Origin of the sequence: Iodobacter ciconiae (assembly GCF_003952345.1) — a bacterium.
GTDB classification, from domain to species: domain Bacteria; phylum Pseudomonadota; class Gammaproteobacteria; order Burkholderiales; family Chitinibacteraceae; genus Iodobacter; species Iodobacter ciconiae.
This window is the reverse complement of the sequence record NZ_CP034433.1, coordinates 2,928,579-2,949,548: the sequence shown is the minus strand read 5'-3', so window position 1 is coordinate 2,949,548 and position 20,970 is coordinate 2,928,579. Positions and strand designations below refer to the sequence as shown.

Below are 20,970 nucleotides of genomic sequence, written 5' to 3'. Positions count from 1 at the left end.
TAAAGAATAGGAAACTATATATAAATGTTTTGTGTAACGATTCGTCCTTCCCGTGCTCTGCCGGGAAGGACGAATGGAATATTAGTGGTTTTTGCTTTTCGGTAATACTAAAGCAGAATAAATTAGATTATATTTATCAATGTTAGTTCTGAGCCAATAATGAAACTCATCGCGCTTTGTTTTCGCACTCTGCTTGCAGCAGATGCTGAAATTTTCTCAAATTGCTCTGGGTTATTTACTAGCTGCTCAATGGCATTCGCCATTGCTAAATGATCCTCCCCAGGTACGAGCATGCCGCAATCTGCATCAACAAATTCTGGAATTGCGGTAACTGCATTGGTTAGTGGCACTAAGCCAGAGGCCATTGCTTCATCGCGTGATACGCCTTGGGCATCCATTCTGGTTGGGCAGAGAAAAATTCCGTACTCGCGATGTAATGCAGCGATTTCCATATGAGAAAGGAAACCTCTTTCGATGATTACGTTATTAAATTTTCGCAATGGAGCAAGTGTTTCATCAAATAGTTTGCCATCACCAATGATACGAAATTCTAAATCTTTAAAAAATGGTTTATTAGATAGGGCAAGAATAGCAAGCACGCTTAAATCATTGGCATATTTGCGTGATGCAAATGGTCTAATTGATAAGATTTTTTTACGTTGTTCAATTGATTTTGGGATATATGAAAAAAGATCTGTATCAATTGGATTGTGTATTATTTGATAACTCTTACTAGGTAAACGTAAGCCAACATCTTCCATTACTTCTTCTGCAAAGTGATTGGATACGAAGATAAATTTCATATTCTCAGGGATATTACATAATAGCTTCTGCCAAAAACTCATACGCACTGCACTCTGAATTTTTGCGGTATTTCGTTCTTGCTCATTAACAAAGTTATAGTCGCGTCGATGCCAAGGTTGAATTTCAGCTCCATGTACCCAGACGAAAATTTTTATCTGTTCAACATGATGTTGTAATACTTCCCACATATCAGAGTCAAGAAAATGAACTAATACGCTCTTATAGCTGTTATTAGTTAGCAGCTTGTGTAATACCTCTTGCGAGCCAGTCATGACATCAATGTCATGAAACTCGTGGTGGGATAACCCTTCTCCATTACGCAGGCGAAATACATCTACCTTGGTACCACGTTCTGCGTAGGCGGCTACTCGGCTGTGTACAAAGCCGTTGCGATAGAGGTCATCATAATTCGGGTAATGGTTGGTAATGACTAAGTGCTCAGCTCTAGCAATAATTTCCGTGGGTTGAAATGGCCGGTGGCCAAGCACTAAGGCATTAATACGTGCTGCACCGCTTCCATAAATTCGTAGTCCAAGTCTTATCCACTCGGTGCCTGCTGGGATTGGGGCTTCCTGATTACGATTAGCGCCTTTAATAATGTGGCTGATACGTTGCTTCTGGGCATCAAGAAATAGCAAGACTATTTGCAGGTTGAGGCCCGGTGTTGTATCGAGATGGAATTGCATATTACTTTCAAAGCCAAGATCTGCAGGGCGAATGTCCGTGCTGGCATAGAGGTATTCGTGCTTACCATCTGCAAGTGTAGATTCAGCTTCCCATGTGCTGGCGGCTATATTCAGGGTGTAGCCCTTGTTTGCGGCAGGTTTAAAGTAACCGGCCAGTTGCGCACCAGTTAGCACTGGGGCTGCATCTGGGCTCGCTGCTTCTGGCTGGATACGTTCAGCTCTAGTGATTAGCTCTTCGATACTAAGCCCTAGATCCAGATTTGTTAGATCATTAACTGCAGTGGCATCAAAGTTGGCCATGCCAGCATTTTTGCAATAGTTAAACTCATCAATTGATAGCAGCTCAGCTGCTTCAATTTGGCGTGTGTAAAGGCTTGTAACCCAATTGCGTAATGTCATATCAGGAAAAAGGCTCAAGCTGGCTAATGTGGAACGTGCAGGCAGGCTTTTCTGAGGTAAGTATTGTTGTTTGGGGTATGCAAGTTGCAGCCCGTTATTTGCTGACCATACATGGTGGGTTAGTTTACCTATGGCTAGTGCTGTGCTGTAGCGCGTAGCTAAAGCAAGGTCGAGCAGATAGTTAGGGCCGTAGTAATCATCTGGCACCATGCTTGCGATAAAGCCATTTTGCTTAGTTATGTCATTGAGTTGTAAATCTACGATTGTGTTCGCTGCGAGCACTTGAATTTTATCGTTAAATTCAGCGTTTTCAGGCGTAAAGCCATTGGGAGCCACGATTACCAGGCTTCTGTTTTCATAGCTTTGGCGGCTGAAGCTGGCGAGCAAGGCATTCAGTTGCTCTTGGTTTTTGGCATAGGCAGTAACAACAATCTGGGGCAGCAGTTTTGTATACGGCTTTCCTTGCACCTTGGATGCAATATATGCAAGCCGGTCCTGATAGGTGTGCTCAAGCATTACCTTACGAAGACCGGCAAGATTGAATTTCCGTTTTTGGATATCATCACCAAGGGCATGTAATTTACGAACAACCTCTTCTCCGTTATCCGTGGTGATAATCAAATCGCCAAATAATAAACGTACCCCACGTGAGAAATTGCTAACAGTTATGGTGTTAGAAGCAAGTAAATCAAATGCCCGACGGGCAAACATGCTTTGAGATTGCTTAATGGAATTTAAGTTAATCGCATAGCGATAACCTTTATAGGCTTTGTTGATCTGATCGAAAGGTAGATTGCCCACAATAAATGCTTGGTATTCCTCTGGGAATTGATAGTTTGGATCATTTTTACCAAAGTTACGGTCGTATATTTCTACTGGGCGATATTCGCTCAGTGTAGTCATAAAATTGCCAAGATCTCTTGTGCGTTCTGGATAGCGAACATAATATGCGCCAGCAAAGCAAAATGCGTCTTTACGTTGATAAAGTTCTATTGGGTTACACGAAGACGGCTGACATGCAAATGGTAGTAAATAGACGTGATCGTGCCCTAGTGCGGCTTTATAGCGGTGAATGCAGTCAACATCTGTAGTAAAAATGTAATTAAACATTTTTGCGGTATTAAGGAAAGTCTCAAAATGAACTGGGTCCTCTTTATTCCAAAATACAGTTGGAATTTTTTGCTGAGAACACCAATCAATAATGCCTACGATCTCTTCGCTAAGATGGCCAACTTTACTGCCCCATTGATCATCTTTACCACGCCAAGCCGATTCAATAAAGAGTAATTCTGGTTTAAAACTCTGAAGCTCATTCTTCCAGTGATCTACGGATAATTGCAATAAATTGCATTCTGGCTGGTAAGAGCTAAATGTAAATTCATCCATAATGCAGGCTACTTTAAGGGCTTTAAGTGCCTGAGCTAGATTGGTATCTGAAAGTGATATTGTTGCTGATTGGTGTTTTATTTGGGTTGTTTTGGGTGAGGCTAAGCCTGCCAGGTGTGTTGTGTTTTTTTCTGCTGAAATATATTGTTTCGCAACATTGTTTTTCTTAGATTTCCGGAGTAGTGCTTCTTGTCGAAGTGCAAATAATTTACGGGGTAATTGAAAAAATGCATGAAAAGATTTAAAGCCGTGTAATAACTGATAACCAAGTTGAAACGAAAGCATAGCTCTAGTCTTGGTGATTTGATTTTCTGCATTTATTTTTTGCTGGTGGAGTGTTTCAGCTTTATTTTGGAGCTCTATTAGTGATCTTTTTGTTTGTAATAGCTGTAGCTTTAGTTTTTCTTGTTGTTGTTGCCCATTACGGCTTAAAGCTTGAGTCGTGGCTAGCTCATTACTAACTCGATTGAGTTCCGTATTTTTTTCTAATTGTATGATGTGCTGTTGTTCATGTAAATCGGTAATGGTTTTATTGCTGTGGGCTAGTTCGATTTCTAATTTATTTACTCGGTCTTTGTTTTTGCGTACGAGTGTGTCTGCATTTTTTAACTGAGAAATTAACTCTGCACATTCATTTTCAAATTGAAGGGCGAGGTCCCAAGTATTGGTGTTTTCCTGTTTTAATAATGCTTCGTTATGTTTCCATTGATTTTTGGCCGTGGCCAGAGACGCTTGTGCTGTTTCAAGTTCTTTTTGTAATAAAAGAATAACTTTTTCGTTGTTTATACATTTTATTTTAACTGTTTCATACTCATTGCTAAGTGTAAGTTGCTGCTTTGAGCTGCTAGTTAGTTGCTGATCTGCTTCGTTAATACGATGTTGTAATTCATTTATTTTATTAGTAAGTTGAATCACCTCTTGATTGAGTTTTTTTTCCTTGACCTCTTTTTCTAACATTTTTTCAATTGTAGTTTGATGTTTTTGGGTTTCTACGTTTAGCAATGCAGAGACTGTGGCGTATTCGATTTCCAGTTGAGCAAGTTTTACTTTTGCTTGACTTAATTGAGTTTTTAGATCGAGTGCAGATTGTTCACTGGCTTGTTTGGCGGCTAGTGAGAGGCTGAGTTTTTCACTAACTTGTTCAACTTGGGCTCTGGCAAGTTGATATCGTTCATTGCTTGCTTTTAAGGCCGTGGAGATTGTTTCTTGCTCCACTTCGAGGCGAATTAAACGTTTTTCTGCTTCATGGCGGGATTCACGTTGGGCGTTGAGCGTTACTTCTAGGTGCTCAATTGCGATCTGTTTTTCTTTTTGTTCGGTTTCAATTTGTTGCTTTGCTTCAGTTAATTGGCTGCTTAAATGGCTGGATAGGTGCTCAGCAATGGCTAATTGGCTATTTAGTTGGGCAATTGTGTGCTCAGAGGCATTGCGTGCGCTCTTTGCTTGGCTAAGTTCTTCCCGCTCTTGTTTGATAAGTGCATTAGCGTGTTTGTGGTTTTCTTGCTCTTTGCCCAGTTGAATAAGTAAAGCCCGATGCTCTGTTTCTAATTGAGCCATCGCCTCGCGATAGGCTGATTGCTCTTGATTATTGTGATTACTGGTTTCACTTAATTTGGATTGAGCATGCGCAAGTTCTTGTTCAGTATTTTTTATTTGTTGCTGCAGCTGAGAGCTTGCGGTTTCGCCTTGTTTACGAGCAAGTTCTTCTTGCGCGACGCGTTGTTTCAGAGTGGTGATTTGCTCGCAGGCGGTTCGATATTTAAGATTGGCATCATTCAGACGTGCGTGTATAGATGCAGCATCTTCACGCAGGCTTCGCTCTAGTGTGAGGAAGGCAGTTTCTAGTTGCCTGACTAAATCGCCTTTAAGTGTTTCTGTGCTGGGGATTTTTTCCTTTTCTGCACGTCGGCGGCCAGCTAAGCCTAGCCATTTACCAAGCACGACGATGTCTACTATTTCAAAATGGCGCGACATTAAGCGGTAAGGCTCAAGTAGGTAGTAAGTGCGTTTGTGATCAATAAAATCATTGATCCCGAACGGGACCGTTACAATCAGGCGGCCATTTTCACCTAGTTGTTTTGCGGCAGCATCAATAAAGCTTTCTGGTTGCAGTAGGTGCTCTAATACTTCTGCAATAATGATGGTTTCAAATGGTGTATCACTGAAATTAGCAGCCAAAAAGTCTCCATTGATAAAAGAGACATTTGCTTGCACCCGGCTGCTTTCGGCGGCCAGATACTGCTGGGCTTGCTCAATTGAGCGCTGCGCGGCATCCACAGCAATGACTTGCTTACCTTCGCGACCAAGCAAAATAGCCGTTACGCCTTGACTGCAGCCAACATCCAAAACTTTGGAACCTTGGACTTGGCTGCATATCCAGTGGATGCGTTGCTGTGTTTCCCGCATAAACTGTGGCCCCATCTTGCCGTAATAGGCTTCCGTTACACGATCATGAATATCGACAAGCGGTTGAGGCGTTGGAATGCTTGTTGCGGTAATTTCGGGCTGAGTTTTGACGTTCATTCTTGACTCTTTTTATACTTAAGCTACGTCGATGCCAATGGCGTCAATCAGGATGGTGTTGCTGCTCAATTTTTCTTTAATCGTTGCAAATTCTCGATGTTTTACGAGCAGAACAACTACATCGGCTACAGCGATTGCATCTTCTACGGATGCCAATTTTTGATCTGCTAAGTGTGCAGGTGGTATTTCGATATTTGGTTCAACCAGGATGAGCTTGCTTTGGGTTGCAGTTGCAAACTGTTTGGCAATTTGTACTGCAGGGCTTTCACGCAGGTCGTCAATATTGGGTTTAAATGCAAGGCCCATTAGCGCTACGGTGATAGATGCTTCTTCACGGCCAGCTGCTGTTAGTGCGGCAATGGCAGCGTTGATTTTGCCAAGGACCCATTCTGGCTTGTGATCGTTTACTTCACGGGCAGTGCGAATCATTCTGGCTTCATCGGGGGTTTTGTCGACGATGAACCATGGGTCAACAGCAATACAATGGCCACCTACACCACAGCCAGGCTGCAAAATATTTACGCGGGGATGATGATTGGCCAGTTTGATCAGCTCCCAAACATTGATGTCTAGTTTGTCACTGATCAGTGATAGTTCATTGGCAAAAGCGATGTTTACATCACGGAAGGAGTTTTCCGTTAATTTGGCCATTTCTGCTGTACGGGCATTGGTAAATAGCAACTCTCCTGTTACAAACACCCGGTAAATATCTGCGGCTTTTTTTGAGCATGCTTCACTTAGTCCGCCGATGATACGATCGTTTTCTACCAGTTCACGAATTACGTGGCCAGGTAAGACTCGTTCTGGGCAGTAGGCGATATTTACATCGATATCGGTAGTTGCTGCTCCTTCTGTTGGAAAGCAAAGATCTGGCCGGGTTGCGGCCAGCCATTGCAGCATTTGCTCCGTGGTTCCAACTGGTGAAGTTGATTCAAGGATAACGATATCGCCTTTTTTAAGAACAGGGGCGATGGATTCTGCAGCCGACCGGACGTAGCTTAAATCTGGCTCATGGTCGTCTTTGAAGGGGGTTGGTACGGCAATTAAAAATGCGTCAGCAGGCTCAGCTTTGGTGCTGGCGCGTAAGAAACCTTCCGCCACTGCAGCATGTACCACCATATCTAGCTCTGGCTCCACAATGTGGATTTTGCCTTGGTTGATGGTATCAACAGCGTGTTGGTTAATATCAATGCCAATCACTTTAACTTTGCGCGAAGCAAACATGGCCGCCGTAGGCAGGCCAATATAGCCAAGGCCAATAACAGAGACTGTGGATACTTTAGATTGCTTCGGCATATTCTTTCCTAGGTTGATTTTTTTTAATGATGTTTATGATGCGCTCGCATGCTTTTCCATCCCCATACGGGTTATGGGCGATGCTCATTTGCTGGTATTCAATGGGGTCGTTAAGCAGAGTTGTAACGGCCTGAATAATATTTTCAGCATCGGTACCTACCAATTTGACGGTGCCTGCAGCCACTGCTTCGGGGCGCTCGGTGGTGTCACGCATGACGAGTACAGGCTTGCCTAACGAAGGTGCTTCTTCTTGAATACCGCCAGAGTCGGTCAAAATAATATGGGCACGGGTCATTAAGTAGACAAAGGGTAGATAGTCCTGCGGCTCAATCAGATGGACGTTGCTTACCCCTTGCAAAATACGGCCCACAGGCTCGCGCACGTTCGGGTTAAGGTGTACTGGGTAGAGGAAATCAACATTAGGAAAATTGATGGCTAAGGTACGGATTGCTGAGCAGATCCGTTCAAAACCCTCTCCAAAATTCTCACGGCGATGGCCTGTGATTAGCACTAAGCGCGCATCCTTCCGTAGAAAAGGGAAGCTTTGGTGTAGCTGTTTTGTAAGGTTTAAATCGCTTTCTAACTTTTGTTTAACCCAAAGCAGCGCATCAATAACGGTATTGCCACTGATGTAGATATTTTCCTGCTTTACTCCTTCTTGTAACAGGTTCTGTTGGGCCTGTGTGGTCGGGGCAAAGTGATGTTTGGCTAAGGTGCTGGTTAGTTTGCGGTTTGCTTCTTCAGGCCATGGCGAATAAATATCACCTGTGCGTAGACCTGCTTCAACATGGCCAACTGCAATTTGTTGATAATAGGCGGCAAGTGTCGCTGCAAAAGTAGTAGATGTATCACCATGTACAAGAACTAGATCAGGGCGGAATTCCATTAGCACCGGCTCAAGATTTGTTAAAATCTCGCTGCTAATACCCGAGAGTGTCTGGCCGGGCTTCATAATATTGAGATCATAGTCTGGTGTAATTTCAAATAGCTCTAAAACTTGGTCTAGCATCTGACGGTGTTGAGCTGTTACACAGACCTTGGATTCAATATTGGCTTCATTTGCTAGGGCGTTTACCAGCGGTGCCATTTTGATTGCTTCAGGCCGTGTTCCAAAAACAGTTAGTACTTTCATTACGTGCACTCTTTTTAATTTAAAGTCCTAAAACAACTTTGGCACTTACCGCTATCTGATAGATAACCTGTGTCATGTCTTTCCATATCTGCCTCGATTTCACGTCGATTTTTGGTAGTACCAAGATCTCGTCGCCGGATTGGATGGCGATGGTGCTTTTGGCAGAGCCAAAGATGCCGGTTTCGCTGCTGGCTTCTTTAAAGCTGCCATCCCTGCGGGCGACGATGATGCGGGCTGCGTCGGTGTTCTGGGTGTAGCCACCGGCGCGGTTAATGTAATCATCCAGCTGTAGAGTCTGATCAAAGGCTACAGCGTTAGGGAAGAGCACTTCGCCGCTAACCAGCACCAGGCCATCCTTGGTGGGGATGCGTAATACATCGCCGTTTTCCAGTAAGAGTTGATCGCGGCTGCTGGCCTGGGCGATAACGACCTGGCCGCTGGGTTCGATTTTTCTGGCGCGCTCTACCCATTGCAAGATCAGCTCTGCTTCTTGTTTGCGCAGCACGGCTTCATCGCTGGTGCCTGATCGGGCGGTGAGGGCGGCGGCTTCTAATGATCGCAGCGAGGTATCCAGCATTTGTTTTTGCCGTACTTTTATGCTTTGGCGAAATAGCTGCAGGCTGGCCTGATCCGAATGATCGGTGTATTGGATCTGCCTTAGCAGCTCGCTCATACGTGAGCCGTAGGGCAGTACGTATTCCTGGGCGCTGCTGTGTTCACCTTCTACCCGTACGGTAATGCTGCCGGGCTTTTTATCGGCGGTAAATTCCAGCTCGTCGCCATTTTGCAGGGCCACACTGGCAGCATCAGCCAGCGGATAGTACTCGATATTTTTGATGCTACCTGTGTTGCGTATCACGCGTACATGAGTGGCTGCAGCACTGGGTTTGGTGATTTTGATCAGGTCGGCCACGCTGCGGCTTTGGTCGCTAAATTCAAAGCGTTTGGCATTGGCAGCCAGGCCGTTTACTTTTACGCTACGCTGACGTGGCGCTACAAAAATTACATCGCCATCGCTTAGTTGAATCTGCGGCATGACGCCATTTAGCAGGAAGTCGTAAAGATTGGCGCTGGCCCGCACGCTCTGGCCGCGTTTTACCTGCACGTTTAAAAAGGAGCCGCGATCAGCGTCTATGCCGCCAGCCTGATCCAGATAATGCAGCAGGCTGTCCATACTGGTGCCGCTATAGAGGCCGGGGCGGTTTACAAAGCCGCTCACAAAAATCCGTACGGGCTGGGCTGCGGCCAGGCTGGCGTAGCTGCTTACATTAGAGCGAAATGTTTTTGCGACGGCGGCTTCTACCATGCGTTGCAAATCCTGATTACGCACACCCAGCAGGGGAACGGGGCCTACATGGGGCAGGAAAATATTGCCCTTGGGGTCTACGGTTAGCTTGCTGTCAAAATCAAAAGCGCCCCATAGGCGAATCTGGATTTTGTCACCCACGGCCACGGCGTAATCGGGGTTGAATTGGGTGGCGCCGGCACGGGCAAATGCGCCGGTAAATAGATTGGCCCCAAACACATCGCTTTTTAAATTGGCGCTGTAGTCATATTGCTGCGGTGGCTCGGCCAGTGGCTGCTCATCGGCGGCAGGGTTGGCTAGTTTGGCAAGTTGTTGCTCTTGCCCGGCCTGTTTTTGAGTGGGTCTGATGTCAAAGGGGCTGGCGGCAATAGCGGGTACGGCACAAAGCAGGGCCAGTATGCTGATCAAGGTGGAGGCGATTCTCATGGGTCAGTCCTTATGGTCGCGAATAATGGCGGCCAGCAGCTGTGTTACACCGGCTATAAGCATGATGACGAGCATAAACACCAGCGTGTTGTAATAGCGGCGCGGCTCTAGTGGATATTCAGGCAGGCTTGGGGCCTGGATCACCGATACTTTTTTGATCATGCGGGTGGCTTCGATATGGCCTTTTTCCAGAGCAACCAGAGCTACTTTGTAGATGTCTTGCGCAAAGGCGGCCTGCATTTCCAGGCGCTGAAATTCTTCTACCGTGCGATTTAGCGGCTTGCCTGTGTCCGAGGTAAGCTTGGCCTGCTCCTCGGCCAGCTGTTTGGCAATAGCGGCAATTTGCTGATCCAGCTGAATAATGCTGCTGTGGTCCTGTACTAAATAAGATTGCAGCGCGCTGCGCTGGGTTTCCAGCGTAGTTTTCTGGCCTTCGAGTGCAGCCACAATGCCGGCAATATTTTCTGCGGTGGCTTGCGGGGAAACCAGCCCTTTTTTATTCTGGTAACTTAATACAGCCTGCCGGGCCTGGATGGCTCGCTCGCTCATGGTCGCGACTTGTTTTTCCAAGAATTCAACTTGTGTTTTGCCTAAGCTATGCACCATTTCATTCATGAATTGTTCGCCCTCGGCCAGCAGCAGGCTGCTAATGGCCTGGGCCATTTTGGCGTTGTAGCCCTGGGCTTTAATAATCAGCACGCCGGTGTAATCGTCAAATTCCACACTGACGCGGGATAGGTAGTAATTGTGAAAATGCTCGATAGAGTCATCTACGGACCACATGCGGGATAGCAGGTCATGGCGGCTGTCGCTGTAATGGGCGCGCAGATTTAGGCGCTTATCCAGCTTTTTGAGCATATCGATAGAGAGTAAATGATCGCGCAGCAGCAGCTGATCTGCGCGGTTGCTGCCTGTACCACCAAGCAAGCTGGAGAAATCCATAGCCTGGGCACCGGCCACATCGGTACGCTGAATAATCACATGCGCGGTAGATACATAGCGATCCGATGCGATTGTTAGCCAGTAAATGATGGCAAATAGGCTGGTGATCATGGCGATAGCCATAATTCGATAGTTTTTGAATAATGGGATTGTTTTCTTTCGTTGTCTTGCCCATGTTTTAGCAATTGGGCTATTTCTAAATTTTGTTATCATTTTGGAAGGGTGTCTTTATAGGCGTAAAGGGCATCGTCAATTAAGTTAAACCAGTGTGCTTTGCCTTGGTGTATCCATATCCCTGCAGAACAAAATTTCTTTAATGTATCTTCGCCGTGGGAAACCATAATTAAACCTGCTTGATCGGCCAGATTATTAAATGCGGCTTCTGCTTTTCCATTGAACGATGCATCACCAACAGCGGTCACTTCATCGGAAATATAAAAGTCAAAATTAAAAGCCAAAGACATCGCAAATTGCAAACGTGCTCGCATACCCGAGGAATATGTTTTAACGGGCTGCTCAAATGCAACACCAATTTCAGCAAAGTCCTGAATAAAGGCCAAGCGATCGGGGATGTCATCGGAATGGCCATGGATGCGGCAAACAAATTTGGAATTTTGTCGTCCGGTTAATGATCCTTGTAGGCCTCCGCCAAAGCCCATGGGCCAGGAAACTCGGCATTTTCGTTCTACATAGCCTTTGGTGGGCTGGTCGACTCCTGCGACTATTTGCAAAAGCGTGGATTTACCTGCGCCATTTGCACCAATCAGCCCGACATTGAGCTTGGGCGGAATCGTAAAATTAACTCCTTGTAAAACCCACTTTCCTGGGCCGTGCTCGGTTTGGTAGCGCTTGTGAACATCGTTAACAATAATCATAGGGTTATCAGTTTAGAGGCAAAGCGGCGATGTAGAGCCAAGCCTAAAAAAATGCTTACTAGGGCAAAATAATAGATATAGGCAATACTTAACTCCGTAATGGCATGATAATTTTGGGCAAACCCAAGGCGTGTCGCTTCTAAGCCATGCACTATGGGGTTAAGTAAAAGCCAATCTCTGTAGGGCTGTGGAACAGAGGAAATAGGGAACATGGCTCCAGAAATAAAATAAAGTGGCATCATTATTAATCTGATCAGATGGCTTAATTCAGGAATTAGCTCAATTGCGATGGAAGTTACTAGTCCAAAACCGAGGCCAACAAGCCAAAGCCCTAAAAATGCTTGTATTACGGAGAGTGGGTCTGATGGAGTAACGGAGTGACCAAAAATGGCGGCTCCTATCAGTAAGGTAGTCGTGATTATCATCATAAGCAGCCCTTCTAGGCTGCTTCGAACCAGCAACGTATCAATTGGTTTTACCTGTCTATAGGTAAAGAGTGCACGATTTGCACTAATAGCATTCATGACTTGAATGCCGGTACGGGTAAACATAAAGTAGGCAAGCATGCCTGTCATGATCCAGACAGCAGTGTCAATACCGCCGATGTTGTGTACTCGGATGCCAGTAAAAATAAATATGAGATAAGTAACGTGGAATACAGGCTCGGCCAGCAGCCAGAACCAGGTGGCACGTCCAGAAAATAAGCGGCTTACAGCTTCACGCAGAAATAGTGCTTTCCAAACTGCCAGTGTGATGGCTGGAGAGCTGCGTGCCATATTATTTGGCATTCTTTAAGAAAGAGGAAAGGAGGGGCAGGGACACATTCGCTTCATTGACTTGTAAAAACACGAGCTTGACCACTTGGTTAGAGTTGCTGCTTTATTTCCACCAAATCATCAAACCACAGAATGGGCATACACAAAATGCGATGGAGTGGATATAAGAATATGTTCTTAAATCCATTAATAACAATGGTTATTAAGATTTTACTTAGAAGTAGTTTCAAATGTAACGTTCATCAACATAATATGTCAATCGTATGAATTGATTTTTAGATAAGAGAAAGTTGCCATACTCATACTCATATTTATGTTTAAGTGACTGTTTTAAAATGTTTTTTTGTATTGTTTTTCTTTTGTAATGTCTGCTTGTGTGAATATTTGCGTTTTTTATTCGGGAGATAATATTGTTTTGCGGGTTGGGGGGAGTTTGTTTTTTATCGGCGTTGCTTATATTTCTGGTTTATTACAAATGTCGTTTATTAAAAATAGTTTTTTCTTGCTATTTTTGATGTTTTTGTAAGTTATATTTTAAGCATTTTACATGTTTCCCATTTGCATGGTTTTAATGTAAGTTAGTTTGGGGCTGCCAGTTTATGAGAGGAAATCTCTGTTTTTGTGCCGTGCGGGCTACTTTGTGCAGGGTTTTTATTCGGCATTGCTTTTCGGGGCCGCCTTTTTTGCTGTGTGTGTCTGCTCTGTTATAATTCTCAGTTACCCTGGTTGAATCAGAAGGTGCTTGTTGTTATCTCAGAGGCAGGCAAGAGGGGTGTTTGTTTCGGTAAAAGTTTGATATGTTTTTAAGTTGATTAAGAACAGGTTTTTGTTATTTTCTAGAAATATAAATGTAATATTATTGAGGTGATACGAATGAGCCGCACTGTGAATTGTGTAAAGTTGGGCCGTGAAGCAGAAGGGATGGATTTTCCGCCGCTGCCGGGGGCTTTAGGCAAGAAGGTTTTTGATAACGTATCCAAGGAAGCATGGCAGGCCTGGGTTAAGCATCAAACCATGCTGATTAATGAAAACCGTCTGAGTCTGGCTGATCCGCGTGCGCGTCAGTATTTGCAACAGCAGCTGGAGAATTATTTCTTTGGTGATGGCGCAGAAATGCCTGCGGGTTTTGTACCGCAATAAATCGTGAGGCAGAGGCTGTTTATATCTGGCCTTTGTTTTTTTGTAACCCCATTTTGTCTATTGCAAAGCGTTGGTGTATTTAAGATTTTAAACTCTGGCGGGTTATTTGTTTTGCCCGCTCATTTGTAGATCCAGTTTATCAATTTATTTGGGTTTATATCGGAGTTAAACAGGTATTGTTAAGTTTTCAGGACAATCCTGAGGCTCTGTTTATCATTTTCGCATGCTCTTGAGCAGAGCATGCGTTAATACCGGTTTTTTGTCTGATCGGTAATGGTAAAAATAAATGGATCAGTGTTTTTTAGCTGACCGAGTTATATTTCTTGTCATCCGTTTTTTTGATGGGCTATTTAATTTGAGCAAAAAGTGATGAGTTATAAACCTGCAGATAATCAATTAATGCTAAACCGTGAAATGGGGTTGCTGGAGTTTAATCGCCGGGTATTAGCCCAGGCGGAAGATGCAAGTAATCCTTTACTGGAACGTTTAAAATTTTTGTGTATTGTGTCATCTAATCTGGATGAGTTTTTTGAAGTACGTGTAGCCTGGCTGAAAGAAAATATGCGCCATAACCCGGCCCGGCTTTTGCCTGAGGGGATGACGCCATTACAGGCTTTTGAGCTGGTGGCGCGTGAGGCGCATGATTTGGTTGATCGCCAGTATGATTTATTGCTGGAAGTAATGCTTCCCGCGCTGGCTAAGGAAGGCATTCATTTTTTCCGCCGCAGCGTGTGGACAGATGAGCAGCGCGAGTGGGTGCGGGATTTCTTTTTCCGGGAATTGATGCCTATTCTTACGCCGATCGGTCTTGATCCTTCGCATCCTTTTCCACGTGTATTAAATAAATCACTGAATTTTATTGTTGAGCTGGAAGGCAATGATGCCTTTGGCCGCAGCTCGGGAATCGCCATTGTGCAGGCGCCGCGTATTTTGCCGCGCTTTGTAAAAATGCCTGCCGATATCTCGGGCGTGGAGCATGGCTTTGTATTTTTGTCCTCTATTTTGCATGCGCATGTGGATGAGCTGTTCTCGGGTATGCATGTGCTGGGCTGTTATCAGTTCCGGGTGACGCGGGATTCGGATCTGTCGGTTGATGATGATGATCTGAAAGATTTGCGTGCCGCGCTGAAAGGGGAATTATCGCAGCGCTCCTATGGCGACGCCGTGCGTTTGGAGGTGGCTGATAATTGTCCTAAGCATTTACAGCATTTCTTGCGTGATCAGTTTGGTTTGCAGGATGTGGATCTTTACCGCGTGAACGGCCCGGTTAATCTGGTGCGGCTGATGCAGGTGCCGGATCAGGTTGATCGCTCAGATTTGAAATTCGAGCCCTTTATGCCGGGCGTGCCTGCTGAGCTGCGCAAGCAGCCGGATATGTTTGCTGCCATTCGCCATGGTGATATTCTTTTGCATCACCCTTACCAGAGTTTCACCCCCGTGATCGATTTGCTGCAGCAGGCAGCAAGAGACCCGCAGGTGGTGGCGATCAAAATGACAGTTTACCGCACGGGTACCGAATCTGCCCTGATGGAAGCGCTGTGTGATGCGGCTGGCCGGGGTAAGGAAGTCACCGCTGTGGTTGAGCTGATGGCGCGTTTTGATGAAGAAGCCAATATCAACTGGGCGGCCAAGCTGGAGCTGGCCGGGGTGCACGTGGTGTATGGCGTGTATGGCTATAAAACACACGCAAAAATGCTGTTGATTGTACGCCGTGAAGAAGGAAAACTGCGTCGTTACGCCCATGTTGGTACGGGTAATTACCATCCGCGTACAACCAAGCTTTATACCGATTTTGGCTTGATGACTGTGAATGAAGAAATCGTCAGTGATGTAAACGACGTATTTATGCAGCTCACCGGTCTTGGCCTGGCGGGGGATCATCATCAGCTGTGGCAAGCGCCGTTTACTTTGCAGCCAAATATTCTGAAGTACATTGATAAAGAAATTGTCCACGCCAAGGCGGGCCGCAAGGCGGTGATTATCGCCAAGATGAATGCCTTGCTGGAGCCTACCGTGATTGATAAGCTTTATCAGGCATCGCAGGCCGGGGTAACCATTCATTTGATCGTGCGTGGAGTTTGTGCTTTGCGACCCGGTATTCCCGGCGTGTCGGACAATATCCGGGTGCGATCTGTGGTTGGGCGTTTATTAGAGCATCACCGCGTTTTCTATTTTTACAATGGCGGGGCAGAGGATGTTTATCTTTCTTCTGCTGACTGGATGGGGCGCAATTTATTCCGCCGCATTGAAATTGCCTTCCCGGTTCTGGATTTAAAAGTAAAACGGCGTGTAATTCGTGAAAGTTTGCGACCAGGCCTGGTGGATAATACTCAGGCATGGGAAATGCAGTCTGATGGCCGCTATCGCCGTAAGACATCAAGGGGCGGAAAGGTGCGCTCATCGCAAGCTACGCTATTGGCAGAATTAACTGCTAAACCACGTAATTGAAGGACGATTGTGGATTTAATCTTGTGGCGTCATGCAGAAGCGGAGGATGGGGCGGATGATTTGCTGCGCCCTTTAACCTCTAAAGGGCGTAAGCAGGCCGAGAAAATGGCTAGCTGGCTGAGCAAGCGCTTCGATGGGAGCGCATTCACAGTGGTGAGCAGTGAGGCGTTGCGTTGCCGGGAAACGGCCAGGGCATTAAGTAAGCAATTTAAGATTGATGCAAGGCTAAACCCCGGTGCTTTAGCAGCTTCGTATATCGAGGTTAGCAACTGGCCCCGTGAGCCGGGAAAGACGGTTGTACTGGTGGGGCATCAGCCAGAGCTTGGGCGTGCTGCGGCAGTGGTGCTTGCAGGCAAAGAGCTGGATTGGGAGCTGCGTCGTGGTGGCTGCTGGTGGTTGCAAAGACAGGTAAAAGACGGGCAGATCAGTTATTTATTGCGGACGGTAATGTCGCCGGAATTACTTTAATCGTTGTTTAATTAGAATGTACTGCTGCTTAAATAGAAAGTCTGTCTTTTGTTTGGGGTGGTATTCGAGCAATCGTATTAATGCATTGTGTTATTGTTGAGTAATATTTTAACGCAAATTAATCGGGGGCAATAAAATGCTAACTCATACTCAAGTTCGCAAACCTGCTGCACCCTCTGGCTATATTGAGCCTGATTTTTTTGAGCGTAATAAGGAAGCTGCTCCATTTTCATGGGTTTCTTTTTCTGATGAGAAAAAAACGGTACTGCCACTGCCTCAGAACAATAAGGGTTAAATATGCAAAACGGCTGCAATCGATGCAGCCGTTTTTTTTGCCACGTGTTTTTTTAAAGCAAGCTGGCTTGTGGCAAAGCCAGTGCCAGGCTGGCCCGGTAATGCCGGCTGGCGGCATCATTTTTATCCAGTGAAGCAAGTAGCTCCGCCAGCTCTGAATGAGCCACGGCAGTCGGGTGCACCGCAATACTGGCTTCCAGATAGGTTTGTGCTTTACCCCAAAGTGCGCTGGCCCGGCAAAGCCTGCCAAGCGTCAGCAGCAGTAAATGATCTTTCGGGTGCTGTTTAAGCCACAGCTCTGCCTGTTGAAGCTGGGAAATTAAAGCTTCCCCGCTTAAGCCCAGCGAGCCGTAGCGGCCAGCCAGCGTGCTGGACCATTCATTTCTAAGGGTTTCTTCCAGTAAGCTGCGTGCCAGAGCAGGCTCGCCCTGATTTTTGTAGCTGTCTGCAACGGCCTCTACCAGCAGCGGTAATCCTTTGTCGCTGGCTGGCAGTTTATTCCACCAGTCTTTGAGCTGATGGCTTGATAAAGGCTGCTGTTTCAGCCTGAGCAGATAAGCCTGGTTGCGGATGCGTCTGGCTTGTTCGGCATCTACGGCTTCGCTTTTTGCCAGTTGCTCTACCAGGCGTAGCACAGCATCCGGGTTTTCTTCACGCAGGCGTAAACGCAGCTCAAGCTGCAGGGCTGCGGTAAGCTTGGGCGAGATTTGTCTTGCTGCGGCAAGGGCATTGCCTGCATCGGTGTAGCGGCGCTCATCCAGATATAACTCTCCGGCCATCATTGCTGCAGCTAAGTGCTGATTACCAAAGCGTTGCTGGAGTTTCTCCAGATACTGATCGCGGCGGGCAAAATCACGCATTTGATGCGAGGCACGGCTGGCAAGCAGCGCATTGACTGCAAAAGCGTCATTATTTTCGCTGTTATTGAGGGCTTCGCCTGCCAGGCGCTCTGCCCGTTGATAGCGGCCTTCAAAAAACGCCAGGCGTGCCTCACGTTCCAGCTGAATTGAGGCATCTCTTTGCTGGCGTTCACGGTATTGCTTTACTTTGTGCGGAAGGCCGCCCAGCTCTGCAACAACACGCAGCAGCATATACAGCAGGGCAACGGTGAGCAGCATCAGTATCACAAATACATTCAGCGAAATTTCAATACGCCGTGGCGGCAGGAAAAGCAACACATAGCCGGTATTGAGCTGGGCAAACAGGGTAAGGCCTACGGCCAGCGCAAATAAGGCAATGATCCAGAGTAAAATTCTCATTGCTTGGCCCTTTCTGCAATGGTGCGGGCGCTGCGTACTGCCGCCAGGCTACTGCCTAATTCGGGCAATTGAATTGCCAGATCCTGTGCTGCTAATTGCTTGAGTGTGGCGATGGATGCAGCAGTTTGCGGTGCTTTTTTATCGAAATATTGTTCCAGATAACGCAGGGCTGCCGTGAGATCGCTGTTGTAGCTGGTTTTGTCCTTGAGCAGCAGGGATATGCGGGCATCCAGCAGCCTTAGCTTGATGTTTTCACGTAAGAAAAAACTTTGTTCCGGGGACAGCAGCATGGCTTCCGGCTTATCCATGCGGCGGATCTGGATGAGTTGTTTAAGTTGTTGCCAGATTTCATCCGAAAATTTGACCAAGGCGGTACTGCTGGTCGATGCTTTTATTGCAGCGGGCGGCTGGCGGTAGCCATCAATAGACAGAGGTAAGTCTTGCAGCCCTTTGATCAGACTATCCAGCTTGACGCTGATGCCGATAATATCCACATAGGGCAGTGCTTTCAGGGTATCAATATCCCGGGTAATGCTCTGACGCAGGCTGATCAGTTCGGGGCGATTAAGTTGTGCAAGTTTCTGGTCGATATTTGTCAGCGCAAGCAGTGCGCCATTGACATTGCCGCCCAATTGTAACTGCTGGCTGGCAAAGCCCAGAATTTGCTCTATTTCGGAAAGCGCACGATGTGTTTCGTTATGGGTAAGCGCTTCATACATATTATTTAGCGCTTGCTGCTGGCTGAGTGACTCAGCCTGCTTTGCTTCAAGCAGCGAAAGCTTGGTAGCAAATTGCTCGTATAGTTTGGCACTGCCTGCCAGCTGTTTGCTAAATTCCACCGTGCTGTTTTTATTGGCAGCCAGCTGGCGGCTGATGTCCAGCTTGAATTGCTCCATGGCCTGCTGCTGATACAGCCAGACACCCGCAGCCGCGATGATGGCTACGCAGCTGAGCACAATAGCGGCCTGAGGAACGAAGCGACGGCTAGGCGTTTGTAGTGTCGCTGCGAGCGAGTCTTGTGAAGTATCCTGAGTCATCTTGATTCCTGGCGGGGTTTTGTGAAGTGCAGACAGATGCCATGCAAAATGCCGCTATCCCCCGCATCCGTAAGTTCTATTTGTTTTGCACCCAAGGCGATCAGCGTCTGTGCAATACGTGGATGAGGTACGAAATATATGCGTGATTGTAACGCTTGCAGCGCCTCGCCTCCAGCTAGCTGGAATAAGTGTTGCGCTGCTTCGGAGCTGGATATGATGATGCCATCACAACCCCTGTCTAATTGGCTGGTTAAATGGTCCAGATCAAAGCGGGGAGGCTGTCTTTGGTAGGCGGTAATCAGGGTCAGCAGTGCACCACGCTCTTGTAAGGCACTTGGTAATAATTCACGTCCGCCATTTCCACGAAATAACACCAGCTTTTTGCCCGCTAAAGACTGCATTCTGGCTTCTTGCAGCAGGCCTTCGCTATCAAATTGTGAGGCGGGGCAGATAATATCCTGAACCCCGAGTGCCCTTGCCCGTCGCTCGCTGCCTGGCCCTACTACTGCCACTGGTAAATTTTGCGGCCAGGGGCCGGGTAACCGGGCAAATACGGCATCAAGTGCAGACGGGCTGATAAAAACAGCCAAATCAAATTGTCCGATATTTGCCAGTGCAAATTGCAGTGGCGCAAGGTCGGCTGGCGGGGCGATTTCGAGCAGGGGCAGGGGCAGTACCTCAGCGCCCGCGGCATGCAGCAGATTGACCAAATCTGCCGCTTGCTGGCTGGGACGCGTAACCCACAGGCGCAGGCCGCTCAGTATTTGCATTATTCTGCGGCAGCAGCTGCAGCCAGACTCTTCAGAATCTCGGTTGCGCCTTCGGTGCACAGCAGCTCGGCTACCTGTAAGCCTAAGCCATTGGCTGCAGCTAAAGAGCCATTGCCTTCGGCATAGATAATATCGCTGCCATCCGGGTTGGCAATAAAGGCACGCAGGCGCAAAAAGCCATCATCTTCTTCGGCAAAAGCACCCAATGGAATCTGGCAGGAGCCACCCAGACGGCGGGACAAAGAGCGCTCTGCTGTAACACACGCCGCTGTTGCCGGGTGATTAAACGGGGTTAGCAACGAGATTAAATCGCTACGGTCACTGCGTACCTCAATACCCAGCGCACCCTGGCCAGGAGAGGGCAGGCTGTCATCAGGGGAAATAGCACTTTTAATCCGGCTGGCCAATCCCAGGCGAATCAGCCCTGCCGAGGCCAGGATAATTGCATCGTATTCACCGGCATCGAGCTTACCCAAACGAGTGCCCACATTGCCGCGTAAAGGCTTAATGACCAGATGCGGAAAGCGTGCGCGTAATTGTGATTCGCGGCGCAGGCTGGATGTGCCAACGACACAGCCAGCGGTTAATTGATCAAGTGAATCGTATTGATTGGAGACAAAAGCATCACGGGGGTCTTCCCGCTCGCCAATGGCGGCCAGTGTGAAGCCTTCGGGTAAAACCATCGGCACGTCTTTCATTGAATGCACGGCAATGTCTGCACGGCCTTCGCTGATGGCCGTTTCCAGCTCTTTGACAAATAGCCCCTTGCCGCCAATTTTATTCAGGGTTACGTCTAAAATCCGGTCACCCTGTGTGGTCATGCCGAGTAATTCAACCTGAAGTCCAGGGTAAAGCGCCTCAAGCCGCGCCTTAACGTGGTTGGCCTGCCAGAGCGCAAGCGGGCTTTCGCGGGTAGCGATAACAAGGCGGTTAGGTTCAGTCACTTGCGTATCCTTTAGCGTGAGTGCATATAGGAACGCATTCTATCATCAGCTGAAGGCCA

General features: G+C 47.0%; 15 protein-coding genes. 4 read left to right on the top strand and 11 right to left on the bottom strand.

Annotation, left to right across the window (positions count from 1 at the left end; translation table 11 throughout):
- Window positions 1–122: 122 nt before the first annotated feature.
- The 7 genes from EJO50_RS12895 to EJO50_RS12865 form a co-directional block, all read right to left on the bottom strand.
- Entirely contained in the window at window positions 123–5,798 is a 5,676-nt protein-coding gene (locus tag EJO50_RS12895; RefSeq protein ID WP_125974784.1) for a glycosyltransferase family protein, read from the bottom strand.
- An 18-nt stretch (window positions 5,799–5,816) separates the two neighbouring features.
- Window positions 5,817–7,094: a UDP-N-acetyl-D-mannosamine dehydrogenase gene (gene wecC / locus EJO50_RS12890; protein ID WP_125974782.1), complete on the bottom strand. Its 1,278-nt coding sequence runs from the start codon at window positions 7,092–7,094 to the stop codon at window positions 5,817–5,819.
- A complete protein-coding gene (wecB, locus tag EJO50_RS12885) occupies window positions 7,078–8,226 on the bottom strand; it encodes a non-hydrolyzing UDP-N-acetylglucosamine 2-epimerase (RefSeq protein WP_125974780.1) in 1,149 nt (382 codons plus the stop codon). Before wecB ends, wecC begins: the two co-directional genes overlap by 17 nt.
- Window positions 8,227–8,245: 19 nt before the next feature.
- Window positions 8,246–9,958, bottom strand: a complete 1,713-nt coding sequence (locus tag EJO50_RS12880) for a polysaccharide biosynthesis/export family protein (protein ID WP_125974778.1) — start codon at window positions 9,956–9,958, stop codon at window positions 8,246–8,248.
- 3 nt (window positions 9,959–9,961) lie between these two features.
- Complete coding sequence (locus EJO50_RS12875; RefSeq protein WP_206434391.1) at window positions 9,962–11,011, bottom strand: KpsE/RkpR family capsule polysaccharide export protein; 1,050 nt, start codon at window positions 11,009–11,011, stop codon at window positions 9,962–9,964.
- A 98-nt stretch (window positions 11,012–11,109) separates the two neighbouring features.
- The gene (locus tag EJO50_RS12870; protein ID WP_125974774.1) at window positions 11,110–11,775 is read right to left on the bottom strand and encodes an ABC transporter ATP-binding protein; all 666 of its coding nucleotides are present in this window, start codon (window positions 11,773–11,775) and stop codon (window positions 11,110–11,112) included.
- Window positions 11,772–12,551: an ABC transporter permease gene (locus EJO50_RS12865; protein WP_206434390.1), complete on the bottom strand. Its 780-nt coding sequence runs from the start codon at window positions 12,549–12,551 to the stop codon at window positions 11,772–11,774. The genes EJO50_RS12870 and EJO50_RS12865 overlap by 4 nt, the downstream gene beginning before the upstream one ends.
- Window positions 12,552–13,424: 873 nt before the next feature.
- Here EJO50_RS12865 and EJO50_RS12860 point away from each other — a divergent pair.
- From EJO50_RS12860 to EJO50_RS17190, 4 genes are all read left to right on the top strand, one after another.
- Window positions 13,425–13,691, top strand: coding sequence for an oxidative damage protection protein (locus tag EJO50_RS12860; RefSeq protein WP_115228617.1), 267 nt, complete (start codon window positions 13,425–13,427; stop codon window positions 13,689–13,691).
- A gap of 369 nt (window positions 13,692–14,060) precedes the next feature.
- Entirely contained in the window at window positions 14,061–16,139 is a 2,079-nt protein-coding gene (gene ppk1 / locus EJO50_RS12855) for a polyphosphate kinase 1 (protein ID WP_125974770.1), read from the top strand.
- Between the two features lie 9 nt (window positions 16,140–16,148).
- Window positions 16,149–16,607 carry a SixA phosphatase family protein gene (locus EJO50_RS12850; protein WP_125974768.1) on the top strand — a complete coding sequence of 153 codons (459 nt, stop codon included), beginning with the start codon at window positions 16,149–16,151 and terminating at the stop codon, window positions 16,605–16,607.
- Between the two features lie 136 nt (window positions 16,608–16,743).
- Window positions 16,744–16,902, top strand: coding sequence for a hypothetical protein (locus tag EJO50_RS17190; protein WP_164521505.1), 159 nt, complete (start codon window positions 16,744–16,746; stop codon window positions 16,900–16,902).
- Window positions 16,903–16,954: 52 nt separating this feature from the next.
- Here EJO50_RS17190 and EJO50_RS12845 read toward each other — a convergent pair whose 3' ends face one another.
- The 4 genes from EJO50_RS12845 to hemC are packed head-to-tail and all read right to left on the bottom strand — an operon-like array spanning window position 16,955 to window position 20,911.
- On the bottom strand, window positions 16,955–18,160 hold the full coding sequence (locus EJO50_RS12845; RefSeq protein ID WP_125974766.1) for a heme biosynthesis HemY N-terminal domain-containing protein: 1,206 nt from the start codon (window positions 18,158–18,160) through the stop codon (window positions 16,955–16,957).
- Window positions 18,157–19,197 carry a uroporphyrinogen-III C-methyltransferase gene (locus EJO50_RS12840; RefSeq protein WP_125974764.1) on the bottom strand — a complete coding sequence of 347 codons (1,041 nt, stop codon included), beginning with the start codon at window positions 19,195–19,197 and terminating at the stop codon, window positions 18,157–18,159. The genes EJO50_RS12845 and EJO50_RS12840 overlap by 4 nt, the downstream gene beginning before the upstream one ends.
- Window positions 19,194–19,967 carry a uroporphyrinogen-III synthase gene (locus EJO50_RS12835; RefSeq protein ID WP_125974762.1) on the bottom strand — a complete coding sequence of 258 codons (774 nt, stop codon included), beginning with the start codon at window positions 19,965–19,967 and terminating at the stop codon, window positions 19,194–19,196. Before EJO50_RS12835 ends, EJO50_RS12840 begins: the two co-directional genes overlap by 4 nt.
- A complete protein-coding gene (gene hemC / locus EJO50_RS12830) occupies window positions 19,967–20,911 on the bottom strand; it encodes a hydroxymethylbilane synthase (protein WP_125974760.1) in 945 nt (314 codons plus the stop codon). Before hemC ends, EJO50_RS12835 begins: the two co-directional genes overlap by 1 nt.
- Between the last annotated feature and the right edge of the window lie 59 nt (window positions 20,912–20,970).